The organism is Acetobacter zythi, assembly GCF_963921165.1.
GTDB lineage: Bacteria > Pseudomonadota > Alphaproteobacteria > Acetobacterales > Acetobacteraceae > Acetobacter.
Genome location: NZ_CAWUEO010000001.1, coordinates 219,889 through 231,345, shown reverse-complemented (window position 1 = coordinate 231,345; position 11,457 = coordinate 219,889). Strand labels below are relative to the sequence as shown.

Below are 11,457 nucleotides of genomic sequence, written 5' to 3'. Positions count from 1 at the left end.
TGTTTTGTCAGGTAGAGCGTTTGGGCAGGGGGCTGCTGTTAAAGCAGCGCTGGTAGTACTCCGCCACCATGCCACGCTCGGCCTCGTCACATTTGTTGAGGAATGTTACGCGGAAGGCAAAGGCCAGATCCTTGAAAATACGTTCGTTTTCCGCCCATGCAATAACCGAGCGGGGCGACATGACGGTGGAGAGATCCCCCGCCATGAACCCGGCGCGCGTAAGCCCGGCAAGTGCGACCATATTGTCAATTTTTTCGCGCCCGGCCCTGTCATCCTCAGCAATACCCAAACGGGAGCAGACAATACCCACTTCCTGCTTGTGGGGCAGGTAGTTGAGCGAGGTCACAATGTTCCAGCGGTCCATCTGCCCCTGATTGATCTGCTGCGTGCCGTGGTACAGGCCTGTTGTATCCCCCAGACCGACCGTGTTGGCGGTGGAAAAGAGGCGGAACCACGGGTTGGGGGTGATCACGCGGTTCTGGTCGAGCAGGGTCAGCTTGCCCTCGACCTCCAGAATACGCTGGATCACAAACATCACATCCGGGCGGCCTGCATCGTATTCATCAAACACCAGTGCGCAGGGGCGTTGCAGGCACCACGGCAGCAATCCTTCCTGAAACTCGGTGACCTGCTGGCCGTCCTTGACCACAATGGCGTCCTTGCCCACCAGATCTATGCGGGAGACGTGGCTGTCCAGATTAATGCGGATACACGGCCAGTTCAGGCGGGCGGCAACCTGTTCCACATGGGACGATTTGCCCGTGCCGTGGAAGCCTTGCACCATAACGCGGCGGTTAAAGGCAAAACCTGCCAGAATGGCCAGAGTTGTGTCGTGGTCGAACAGATAGGCCGTATCAATCGGGGGGACATGCTCGGTCCGGAGCGAAAAAGCGGGAACCGTCATGTCGGAATCGATCCCGAACACATCACGGACGCAGACTTCCACATCCGGCACGGAAACCGCCGAAATGGGCGGAAGATCAAGGGCTGCTGTCTGGGGGCTGGTATCCGTCATGATTATCCGTCTGATCGTAAGGGGTTCAACATAAAAACCGGCAGGGTCTACCGGAGCAGGATACAGGATCAGCCTGCTTTTTCGAGTTCTTCCGTCTGCAGATGTGCCTTCACAACAGTGAAGGCAACGTTGATCTTTTTCAGACGTTCCTCAGCCGCAAGATCGCCCTGATTGGTGTCGGGGTGATGTTTGCGGGCAAGGGCGCGGTAATGCGTCTTGGCGTCTGCCAGTGTCACTGGCCAGTCCAACCCCAGAATGGCCAGCGGTTCACGCAGATGGGCAGGAATACGGGGTTCGGCCTGCGCGCGTGCGCGGTCGGCACGGGCGCGGCGGTTCTGGCCCAGTATGTCCAGCGGGTCCAGAATATCCTCTTCATTGGGCATGGTGCGTTTGCCCGGCCCCGAGCCTTGCCCGAACGTCCATGTGGGCCGGTCCCAGCTGATATCAGCCCGCAGATGCGCCTCAATCTGGCCGGGGGACATACCTTTGTAGTAGTCCCACCGCGCATTATATTCGCGCACATGCTCAAGGCAGAACCAATAATACTGGTTCAGGCTATCGCGGGAGCGAGGCGCGCGGTATCCTGCTGGACTTGTGCAGTCCGGCATGTCGCAGCAGCGCTGCGGCGCGTTGGGATCAGGATCAAACGCGCGGGGACGGGTGTTCCTTCGCTTCATCATCCATCGTTATTTGCGTTGCAAATGCTTTGGTCGCAAGAGGTGAGTTGCCATATGACCAGTCTTTCAGACACCGCCGCCTGTTCCACATCGGGGGCAACGCGTGCCCAGCGGGTACGCAAAGTGCTGGAAACAGCCCTTTTTCCCACCAGACTGGACCTTCAGGACGAAAGCCACCGCCATGCCCACCACGTGGAGCAGACACGCGGCCCCAATGCCGGAGCAACGGAAACCCATTTCCGCCTTTACATTGTTTCTCCCGTTTTTGAGGGCATGAGTCGCGTGGCGCGTTCGCGCAAAGTGCATGACCTGCTGGCCCCCGAACTGGCTGATGGCCTGCACGCTCTGGCCCTGACCCTGCGGACCCCGGCGGAAGAAGAGGCTCTTCCATGAAGGGCGGGGCGTTCAGCCGCCGCAGCCTGTTTGCTCTGGCGCCACTGGTCCTTGCCGCCTGTGCCAGCACGCAACAGGTGGGGGGCGGGCCGCAGAATGCTACGATCAGCCGGGTAGAAGCCTATTTTCGCACGGTTAATCTGCAGGATGCGCCGTTTACGCAGATATGGCCCAACGGAGCGAGTGGCGGTGGGCTGATTACCTACCGACCGGGGTATCTGGACATGCGCTTTACCGCGCCGCACGAGATGGAGCTTAAGGCATCCGGTCGTTCAGCCGTGTTTACAGATGCGCAGAATGGTTCGGAAACCCATATAGGGCTGGGGCATAGCCCGCTGGGGCTGCTGCTGGGCAACCCTGTGCGCCTGTCTGGCCCGGTTATGGTAACGGATGTGCAGCAACCGCCGGGTCTGGTCCAGATTTCCCTGACCAGAGCAGACAACCCCTCCCAAGGGCTGATCACGCTCCGCTTCAGGGATGAGCGGGGGGTGTTGAGTCTATATGACGTGCGCATTCTGGATGCGGAGCGCAAGCTTACGCAAATTCGACTGGACCTTGCGTAAGTTCCACAGGGCTAAGGGCGGATGGCGTGCTGCCAAATACGGTGCGCCATGCGGATTCTAAAGCAAGGTCCAGATCCTGCATGCTGGCCTTGATTCCCAGTTTTTCAAAGCTGGTCACGCCATAGTCACGGATGCCGCACGGAACAATGCCCTCAAAATCCGGCAGGGCAGGAGCCAGATTGATCGCAACGCCGTGCCAGCTCACCCAGCGCGAAACACGCACGCCAATCGCTGCAATTTTTTCCTCCCCCCCGGTCTGTGGGTTGATAACCCATACCCCAACCCGGCCCTCACGCACCTCGCCACGGAGGCCAAAGCTGGCGAGTGCCGTAATAATCCACGATTCCAGAGCCTGCACATACGCCCGCAGGTCACGCGCGGGGGTGTTGCCGTGGGGGCGTTGCAGGTCCAGCATAACATAAGCCGTGCGTTGCCCCGGCCCGTGGTAGGTCCACTGTCCACCCCGACCCGCGTGGTATGTGGGGTAGCCTGATGGGTTGAACAGGTCCTCCGCTCTGGCCGATGTGCCCGAGGTGTACAGGGGGGGGTGTTCAAGCAGCCAGACACGCTCCGTGGCCTCGCCCGCCCGTATGGCCTTGGCAATCTGCTCCATTCTGCTGAGCGCGGCTGGGTAGGGCACCAGTTTTTTGCTTATTTCCCATAAAATTTGTTCTTTGGTCATTGCCGCCTGCTTATGGTTCGGTTATAGGGCTTCGTATCACACGGTATCGCCTTTTTTGATACCGTTTGTCACGTGCGGTCGTGGCGGAATGGTAGACGCGCAAGCTTGAGGTGCTTGTGGGGGTAAACCTCGTGGAAGTTCGAGTCTTCTCGACCGCACCATTTTCTTTCATGACAGAATTTGGTGTTATGAACGGCTAAAGGCTAACGCCTTGAGCCGTTTTTTTTCGTTTATGCGCATTTTTCTGCAAATTGGGTGGCGTTTGTCATATTCGCGCCGTTCTTTTGCTGTCTGTTGCGGTGTAGAAGCATGGTTGCCGTTATGTAAAAAAGACCATGCCAGTCGGCCAGAGATGCAAGGCGCACTGTTGGGTTACACTGTTGGCGGTCTTGATCTTTTTCCGGCACGGGTTGGACACTGGGGCCGATAACCTCGTGTTTTGGACAAGCCGGTTCGGATGGTCTTAGGTTTAACTTGATTTGAAGGTGTTATATTCGTGTCCAATCCCAAGCCTTTACGTAAAGCAGTCCTGCCAGTTGCGGGGCTGGGAACGCGCTTTCTGCCTGCCACCAAGGCTATGCCAAAAGAAATGCTGCCGGTCGTGGACAAACCCCTTATTCAATACGCCATAGATGAAGCACGCGCCGCAGGTATTGAGGAATTCTGCCTGATTACCGGCCGTGGCAAAGATTCCCTGATCGACTATTTCGACATCGCCTATGAGCTGGAAAGCACACTCAAGGAACGCAATAAGGTGGATTGTCTGGAGGCGCTGGAACCCAGCAGCATTCAGGCTGGCTCACTTATTGCCGTGCGTCAGCAGGAACCGCTTGGGCTGGGGCATGCCATCTGGTGTGCACGTTCCTTTATTGGGGATGACCCGTTTGCCATTCTGCTGCCTGATGACATGGTGATGTCCAAAAAAGGCTGCCTGAAGCAACTGGCCGATGCGTATTACGAAACGGGCGGCAATGTGGTGGCCGTGTCCGAAGTGCCGCGTGAACACACCAACCGCTACGGTATTCTGGACACCGGCAAGGACGATGGCCGTCTTGTGGAAGTAAAAGGGCTGGTTGAAAAACCCAAGCCTGAAGATGCACCGTCCAACCTGTCCATTATCGGGCGTTATATTCTCACACCCGATGTTATGCCGCATCTTGCCAAGCTGGAAAAAGGTGCCGGGGGCGAAGTGCAGTTGACCGACGCCATGGCCAAAACCATTGGCCACGTCCCGTTCTATGGCCTGCGGTATGAAGGCGTTCGCTACGATTGCGGCAACAAGCTGGGCTTCCTTGAAGCACAGATTGCTTTTGCGCTGGAACGGCCCGAACTGGCTGATGGCGTGCGCGAATTCCTTAAAAAATACGAAGGGCAGAACTAATGTCGTTCGTTCATGATTTTGACGCCACAAGCCTGCGCGAATACGATATTCGCGGGATTGTTGGTAAAACGCTGAGTGCGGAAGACGCGTTTGCCATTGGTCGCACATTTGGCAGCCTTGTGCGCCGCAACGGCGGCAAAACGCTGGTCGTGGGGTATGATGGCCGTCTGTCTTCCCCCATGCTGGAAGAAGCCCTTGTAAAAGGTGCTCTGGAATGCGGGCTGGATGTTACGCGCGTTGGCCGCGGGCCGACCCCCATGCTGTATTACGCATCCGCCACGCTCAATGCGGATGGGGCCATTATGGTAACGGGTAGCCACAACCCGCCCAACTACAATGGTTTCAAAATGATGCTGGCTGGCAAGCCGTTCTTTGGCGCCCAGATCCGCGAGTTGGGCGACCTGTCCGCCAAAGGCAATGTGGTTGCGGCAGAGCAGGGCAGCGTGCGTACAATTGATGTGCGCGATGAATACGTCAAACGCCTTGTAAAGGATTATGACGGCGGAACGCGTAAGCTCAAGATCGTTTGGGATAACGGCAACAGCTCCGCAGGCGAAGTGCTGGAAAAAATGGTGGCGGCCCTGCCGGGTGAGCACATTGTGCTCAATGCCGAGATCGATGGCACGTTCCCAGCCCACCACCCTGACCCAACGGTTGCCAAAAACCTTGAGCAGCTTATTGCCGCAGTCAAGGACAACCATGCCGATCTGGGCATTGCCTTTGATGGGGACGCAGACCGGATTGGTCTGGTGGACAATAAGGGCGAAATCCTGTGGGGCGATCAGATTCTGGTCCTGCTGGCGCGCGATGTGCTTAAAAGCCATTCCGGGGCGACCATTATTGCCGATGTCAAAGCCAGTCAGGTCCTGTTTGACGAGGTAGCCCGTGCTGGTGGCAAGCCGCTTATGTGGCGGACGGGGCATTCGCTCATCAAATCCAAAATGGCGGAAACCGGCTCCCCGCTGGCGGGGGAAATGTCGGGCCATATCTTCTTTGCCGATAAGTGGTACGGGTTTGATGATGCCCTTTACGCAGGTGTGCGTGTGCTTGGCATTGTTGCGCGCTCCGATGAGTCGCTCGCCACGTTCCGCGAAGGCCTGCCTGCAACGCTTTCCACCCCCGAAGTACGCTTTGACTGCGACGACCATCGTAAGTTCAAGGTTATTGAGGAAGTGGCTGAACGCCTGCGCAAGGCTGGTGCAGATGTGTCCGAAATTGACGGTGTGCGTGTGAACACAACCGATGGCTGGTGGCTTTTGCGTGCATCCAACACGCAAGCCGTGCTGGTTGCGCGGGCCGAAGGGCGGGATAATGCCGGTCTGGAACGGCTGAAGGCGGCTCTGGTGGAGCAGCTTGAACACTCCGGTCTGGCCAGGCCAGATTTTTCCGGCAACAACGCCGGACACTAATATCCAGCTTTTTCAGCTTGTCTGCTGCATACGGCCCGCTTAAAGCGGGCCGTATGTTTTTTACACGGCTGGGTGTTGTTTCCTCAGTGCCGGGGTGCTCTTTTGCATTTAATGCCGCAGAGGTTTCTGATATAAAGTGTACCTATGTTGTCCTCTTTAACGGACCCCGCCGGAAGGCGGATTTCCTACCTCCGTCTTTCCGTAACTGACCGGTGTGACATGCGGTGTGTGTACTGCATGTCCGAACAGATGTCGTTTTTACCACGGGCGGATGTTCTGGATTTTGAGGAACTTCTGCGCCTGAGTCGGGTCTTTGTGCAGCATGGTGTGCGCAGGCTGCGCATTACGGGTGGTGAGCCACTTGTACGGCGCGATATTGGTTTTTTCTTCAAGGAACTGGGGTCATGGCTGCGTCAGCCCGAGCAGTCTGGCAGGCTGGACGAGCTAACACTGACCACCAATGGCAGCCAGTTGGCGCATTATGCGCCTATTTTGGCGCAGGCCGGAGTCCGGCGTGTGAATGTCAGTCTGGATTCCTTGGATGAGCAGCGTTTTGCCCGACTGACACGCAGGGGCAGGCTTGCCGCAACGCTGGAAGGCATACGGGCCGCCCGCGCGGAAGGGCTTGCCGTGCGCATAAACACCGTGGCCATGGCTGGCGTGAATGATGATGAGTTTGATGCGCTGCTGGCATGGTGCGGAGAAATTGGCGCGGACCTTTGCCTGATCGAAACCATGCCTATGGGCGAAACGGGCGAAGACCGGACTGCGCAGTACCTTTCGCTGGATGCGGTGCGGCGGAGTTTATCCCAACGCTGGACGTTTGAGCCGCTGACCTACCAGACCGGCGGCCCCGCGCGCTACGTGCGCGTGGCGCAAACGGGGCGGCGGCTGGGGTTTATTACCCCCATGAGCCACAATTTCTGCGCGAGTTGCAACCGTGTCCGCCTTTCCTGCACCGGGCAGCTTTATACCTGCCTTGGTCAGGAGGAAGGCGTGGACCTGCGCCACCTTATGCGCGAAGGGGCCACGGATGCGGCTCTGGAAGTAGCCATACAGCAGGCGATAGCCCGCAAACCCACAGGCCATGATTTTTTGCTTGATGCGCAGACCGGCGCTGTATCCGGCCCGCAAAGACATATGAGCGTCACTGGCGGTTGAGTGCGCTCCTATGCGGGCATCAGAGTGAACTGGGCGGAGCCTGCTGGTTCAACGCATCATGCAGGGAGTGTTCGAACTGTCCGGGCTGTAAGGGCACGGGCTGGGTTGGGGCAGGTGCCCAGCCAGATAACACGGCCATGTGCAGGGGCATGGCAAAACTGTCTGCCCCCGGTTGTTCCAGTTCTGCCGCTGCCGCAGGGAACAGCATGCATGGGGGCGGGGTACGTGCGCGCTGGATCAGGGCATTTGTTTCCCCTGCGGCTCGCAGATCGGCCAGCAGAGCACTCAGCGAACGGTAGCGCAGGTCCAGTTGTTCAGTATCAATAACCGGCAGCGCAAACCCGGCACGCTGCATAAGCTGTGCGCAGCTTTGCTGTGTGGGAAAAGGCGAGACACGAGGGGACACCCCATCGCACAATGCCAGTTCAGCCGCTTCCAGTGCCGTACGTAGGGGGCGGAGTGTTGGTAGAATGGGCATGCTGGCCAAAAATAACCCATCTGGCCGGAGCACATGCCTGATCTGGCTGAACACGCCGGGTAGGTCGTTCACCCAGTGCAGGGAGAGGTTGGCAATGACCAGATCAAAACTCTGCGGTGCAAAAGGCAGCCATTCTTCATCCGCACAAATGCGCAGCCCATCAGAACGGGCCACCATTTTGGGGGACAGGTCCATGCTGATTGTGTGTATGCCGCGTGCGGCAAGCCGCTGGCTGGTCAGGCCCCGGCCACCTATATCCAGTGCTGTGGCAAAAGGCCGCACCATGTCATCCAGCCGGTCGAGCAGCAGATCGGTTGTAATATCCAGCACGGGCATAATGCCGTCCAGCCTGTGTGCGGCACGGTCGCGGTGCCGCCTGACGGCTTTGCGGTCAAAAATAACAGGTGTATCCATAAAAGCAGATGTGCGCGTATCCATGCTTTTTGCCAAGTTATCAGCCATGACAAACCTGTGTTTGCTCTAGGGGGGAGTGTTACGGCGCGGTTGCGCTCCTTGGGGCAGAGGGCGCTTGGGGTGCTGTATCCACCAGCCTGCCTGCATTGCGGGGCGGATGTTGCACGGCATGCTCTGTTGTGCCCGGCCTGTTTTACGCGCCTGCACGGTGTTGTGGCGCCATTTTGCAAAGCCTGTGCGGTTCCGCAGGTCAGTGCTGGCATGTTGGGACCAGATGGCCTGTGCCCGGCCTGCGAACGGCACCATCCTGCATGGGGGCAGGCACGGGCCGCCTTTGTTTATGAAAGTGTCGCAAGGGAGCTGATTTTAAAGCTCAAATATGTCGACCAAACAGATAACGCCGCTTTTCTGGGTCAGCAGATGGTGCGGGTCGGGTCGGACATTCTGGTGGATGGCGCACTTGTTGTGCCCGTGCCGGTGCATAGGTGGCGCTTGTTCAGGCGGCGTTATAATCAGGCCGCTTTGCTGGCCTATGCTGTGGCAAAGCCGCGTGGCCTACGCTGCCAACCGGATGCCTTGGTGCGTGTTCGCCCTACCGTGCCCTTGGCAGCGTTCTCGCGTCAGGCGCGGTGGGATGAGGTGGCGCAGGCCATCATGTTGCGCACAACTTGCGCGCAAAAGGTGCGTGGGCGCGATATTGTGTTGGTGGATGACCTGCTGACAACAGGCGCTACGGCCGCAGCCTGCACCAAGGCCCTGCTCCAAGGTGGGGCACGCAGCGTGAGCCTGCTGGTTGCCGGGGTGGTGCCGCCCCGCCCGGATGTGGACATGGACCAGCCGGACTATGGACATACCGGGTGAAGGCCATAACATGGCCCCCTCAAAAGCTGATTGTATCCATAACCCAGAACCAGTAAGGACAGTTTATGCCACAAATCAAGATTTATACCCAGCCCGGTTGCCCCTACTGCATGCGCGCTGTTGCTTTGCTGGAAAGCAAAAAAGTCCCGTTTACCGAGGTCAACGCCCCCCGTGGCACGGCTGAGCGGGAGGAGGCCATTGCGTTGTCTGGCGGGCAGACAACGGTGCCCCAGACATTTGTGGACGGCAAAGCACTTGGTGGATGCGATGACCTGATGCGGCTTGAACGCACCGGCCAGTTGAACGGCCTGCTGGGCCTGAACTGAGCTTGCCCACCACGACCGGGAAGGTATGCTCGCCAAGGTAAATTAACATGATCTGCTATCGTCTACGCTGCGCCAATGACCATGTGTTTGAAGGCTGGTACAAAGACAGCGGCACCTTTACCATGCTCAGGCAGAAACACCTTCTCAACTGCCCCGACTGCGGTACGCCCAACGTGGATCAGGCGCCTATGGCCCCAGCCATTGTTGGGCGCGCCCCCAAGCGTGCGCCACAGCCGGACGTGGCGCCGGATGCAGCACCTCCACCCGCAACCGCTGCGGGGCAGGCTCCACCGGTTCTGCCAGATGCGGTATTGAGCACCCTGCGCGAAGTACGGCGCACAATTGAAGAAAATTGTGAAAACGTGGGCAACCGGTTTGCAGATGAAGCCTTGCGCATTCATTATGGCGAAGCCCCCGAACGCGGGATTTATGGTGAGATGTCTCAGACCCAGCAAGAAGAACTGAAAGAAGAAGGCGTTGCGTTCCAGAATGTTCCCTGGGTGCGCGATACGGACAGTTGAATGTCTGGGCTGACCATATACAAATGGGGGTGGTGCGTTAGAGGGTGGTCCCCCACATCCTAGAGGGCTGGTTGGGGTAGGCCATACCACCAGCCCGGTTGAGGGAGAGGCAGAGATGAAAAAAGACGGAAAGTCCGGCGGGGTGCGTAAAGCCAAGGCGGGGCTTGCTGCCTTGCTGGCCGTGTTTTTGGCTGGTGTTCCTGTGTCTCTTTTTGCAGCAGAACCTTTATCGAATGAAGCAGGGTTGAGTGGTTACTGGCTTAGTCAGGACCATGACGGCGTGTTCAAAATTGACCGGTGCGGGCAAAAGCTGTGTGGCCATCTTATTGGTCTGCGTTATGAGGGCACCGATGTGCCCCACGGGCATGACGGCAAAACAGAATGTAATCTGCTGATGCTAACGGATTTTCATCCAATGGCCGACAGTAATGAAGGGCGCTGGGCGGGACACATTCTGGACCCCGATACAGGGCACCTGTATGATTCGCAGATATGGTTGTCCCAGCCCGATGTGCTCAAGCTGCGTGGCTATATCGGGCTGCCCATTTTTGGTGAAACCCAGACATGGACCCGCTATACCGGCCCCGCAATGGGGCCTGTGTGCAAAATCCCCGACGCAGTTAAATAATGTGGCTGGTCTGGAGTGGGTCAGTACCGCCAGACCAGTAAAAACGTTAAAATCAATACTTTGTAAAAGCGGCAATGTAGTTAATGCCAAGGTCGCGGGTTTCTTTCCAGCCCGTGGGGCTAGGGGCCATGCCAGCTATGGCGGTCATGCGCAGGCCTGCTGCACGGGCATATTGCCCCAGTTCGGATGGCTGGATGAACTTGCGCCATTCATGAGTGCCCACGGGCAGCAGCCGCAGAATATATTCAGCACCAATCTTGCCAACCGCAAGGGAGCGCAATGTGCGGTTCATGGTGGAGACAATGACCGTACCCTTTGGCCCGGCAAGCTGGGCAAGCATGTCCATAAATGCCGCAGGATCAGTGACATGCTCAATAATTTCTAACGCAACAACCGCGTCAAACTGACTGCCTTCAGCCACAAGGTCTTCGGCACTGCCGTTGCGGTAATGCAGCGGGCCTGCATGTTCGGGGAGCGGGCTGGAGGCCAGATGCTCCTTTGCCGCGGCAATACCATTGGCCGAGGCATCCAACCCAAGTACGTCGTACCCGGCTGTGGCCAGTGCCTCGCTGGCCAGTCCGGCGCCACATCCGATGTCCAGAATTTTTGCACGGCGCGTTGTGCGGCCCCGCAATGGAAGGTGTCGGCAGGCCCAATCTATGCGCAACGCATTCATGGCGTGCAGTGGGCGCATGGGGCCAGAAGGATTCCACCACTGCTCCGCAAGGGCGCTAAACCGTGCGATTTCCTCATCAGAGACCGAAGAGGCCGCGTGTGGGCTGGTGGCGTTCATGCAACAAAATCCTTTCCTGCTGGTCTCCCCGCTGGACGAAAGGGGGCCGGGAAGGTTATGTGACGCGCCTTGTAACGCTGTGCAACCGTTCCTGTTCGTCTTTTCTGGCAAAGTCAGGAACAAATGGGGATGGGTGGCATGTTCTGCGGCTTGTC

Annotated in this window: 14 protein-coding genes and 1 tRNA gene; 10 read left to right on the top strand and 5 right to left on the bottom strand. The window is 58.0% G+C overall.

From position 1 onward, the window contains the following. Window positions 1-7 precede the first annotated feature (7 nt). Window positions 8-1,015, bottom strand: coding sequence for an AAA family ATPase (locus AABE20_RS01230; protein WP_338331458.1), 1,008 nt, complete (start codon window positions 1,013-1,015; stop codon window positions 8-10). A gap of 68 nt (window positions 1,016-1,083) precedes the next feature. Beyond that, the gene (locus AABE20_RS01225) at window positions 1,084-1,695 is read right to left on the bottom strand and encodes a J domain-containing protein (protein WP_338331457.1); all 612 of its coding nucleotides are present in this window, start codon (window positions 1,693-1,695) and stop codon (window positions 1,084-1,086) included. A gap of 51 nt (window positions 1,696-1,746) precedes the next feature. Here AABE20_RS01225 and AABE20_RS01220 point away from each other — a divergent pair, with 51 nt between their 5' ends. Both AABE20_RS01220 and AABE20_RS01215 read left to right on the top strand, forming a co-directional pair. After that, window positions 1,747-2,085 (top strand): BolA family protein, encoded by a 339-nt coding sequence (locus AABE20_RS01220; protein WP_338331456.1) that lies wholly within the window; start codon window positions 1,747-1,749, stop codon window positions 2,083-2,085. Beyond that, the gene (locus AABE20_RS01215; RefSeq protein ID WP_338331455.1) at window positions 2,082-2,648 is read left to right on the top strand and encodes a LolA family protein; all 567 of its coding nucleotides are present in this window, start codon (window positions 2,082-2,084) and stop codon (window positions 2,646-2,648) included. The genes AABE20_RS01220 and AABE20_RS01215 overlap by 4 nt, the downstream gene beginning before the upstream one ends. On the opposite strand, the gene lipB is transcribed toward AABE20_RS01215, so the two are convergent. Further along, entirely contained in the window at window positions 2,620-3,330 is a 711-nt protein-coding gene (lipB, locus tag AABE20_RS01210; protein WP_338331454.1) for a lipoyl(octanoyl) transferase LipB, read from the bottom strand. The two genes, AABE20_RS01215 and lipB, sit on opposite strands and share 29 nt — an antisense overlap. Before the next feature lie 74 nt (window positions 3,331-3,404). Between lipB and AABE20_RS01205 the strand changes: the two genes are divergently transcribed. The 4 genes from AABE20_RS01205 to moaA all read left to right on the top strand — a co-directional run bounded on the left by AABE20_RS01205 (window position 3,405) and on the right by moaA (window position 7,281). Beyond that, window positions 3,405-3,491 (top strand) — tRNA-Leu (locus tag AABE20_RS01205). Between the two features lie 335 nt (window positions 3,492-3,826). Further along, complete coding sequence (gene galU / locus AABE20_RS01200; protein ID WP_338331453.1) at window positions 3,827-4,711, top strand: UTP--glucose-1-phosphate uridylyltransferase GalU; 885 nt, start codon at window positions 3,827-3,829, stop codon at window positions 4,709-4,711. Then, window positions 4,711-6,120, top strand: a complete 1,410-nt coding sequence (gene pgmG / locus AABE20_RS01195; RefSeq protein WP_338331452.1) for a phosphoglucomutase/phosphomannomutase PgmG — start codon at window positions 4,711-4,713, stop codon at window positions 6,118-6,120. The genes galU and pgmG overlap by 1 nt, the downstream gene beginning before the upstream one ends. Window positions 6,121-6,264: 144 nt before the next feature. Then, window positions 6,265-7,281, top strand: a complete 1,017-nt coding sequence (moaA, locus tag AABE20_RS01190) for a GTP 3',8-cyclase MoaA (RefSeq protein ID WP_338331451.1) — start codon at window positions 6,265-6,267, stop codon at window positions 7,279-7,281. 19 nt (window positions 7,282-7,300) lie between these two features. Here moaA and AABE20_RS01185 read toward each other — a convergent pair whose 3' ends face one another. Continuing rightward, the gene (locus AABE20_RS01185; RefSeq protein ID WP_338331849.1) at window positions 7,301-8,173 is read right to left on the bottom strand and encodes a class I SAM-dependent methyltransferase; all 873 of its coding nucleotides are present in this window, start codon (window positions 8,171-8,173) and stop codon (window positions 7,301-7,303) included. 57 nt (window positions 8,174-8,230) lie between these two features. Between AABE20_RS01185 and AABE20_RS01180 the strand changes: the two genes are divergently transcribed. The 4 genes from AABE20_RS01180 (at window position 8,231) to AABE20_RS01165 (ending at window position 10,509) form a co-directional block, all read left to right on the top strand. Continuing rightward, entirely contained in the window at window positions 8,231-9,034 is an 804-nt protein-coding gene (locus AABE20_RS01180) for a double zinc ribbon domain-containing protein (protein ID WP_338331450.1), read from the top strand. A gap of 65 nt (window positions 9,035-9,099) precedes the next feature. Further along, window positions 9,100-9,360 (top strand): glutaredoxin 3, encoded by a 261-nt coding sequence (grxC, locus tag AABE20_RS01175; protein WP_338331449.1) that lies wholly within the window; start codon window positions 9,100-9,102, stop codon window positions 9,358-9,360. Window positions 9,361-9,407: 47 nt separating this feature from the next. After that, window positions 9,408-9,881 carry a DUF1178 family protein gene (locus tag AABE20_RS01170; RefSeq protein WP_338331448.1) on the top strand — a complete coding sequence of 158 codons (474 nt, stop codon included), beginning with the start codon at window positions 9,408-9,410 and terminating at the stop codon, window positions 9,879-9,881. A gap of 115 nt (window positions 9,882-9,996) precedes the next feature. Further along, window positions 9,997-10,509, top strand: coding sequence for a DUF2147 domain-containing protein (locus tag AABE20_RS01165; protein ID WP_338331447.1), 513 nt, complete (start codon window positions 9,997-9,999; stop codon window positions 10,507-10,509). A gap of 52 nt (window positions 10,510-10,561) precedes the next feature. On the opposite strand, the gene ubiG is transcribed toward AABE20_RS01165, so the two are convergent. Continuing rightward, window positions 10,562-11,302, bottom strand: a complete 741-nt coding sequence (gene ubiG, locus AABE20_RS01160; RefSeq protein ID WP_338331446.1) for a bifunctional 2-polyprenyl-6-hydroxyphenol methylase/3-demethylubiquinol 3-O-methyltransferase UbiG — start codon at window positions 11,300-11,302, stop codon at window positions 10,562-10,564. Window positions 11,303-11,457: the final 155 nt, after the last annotated feature.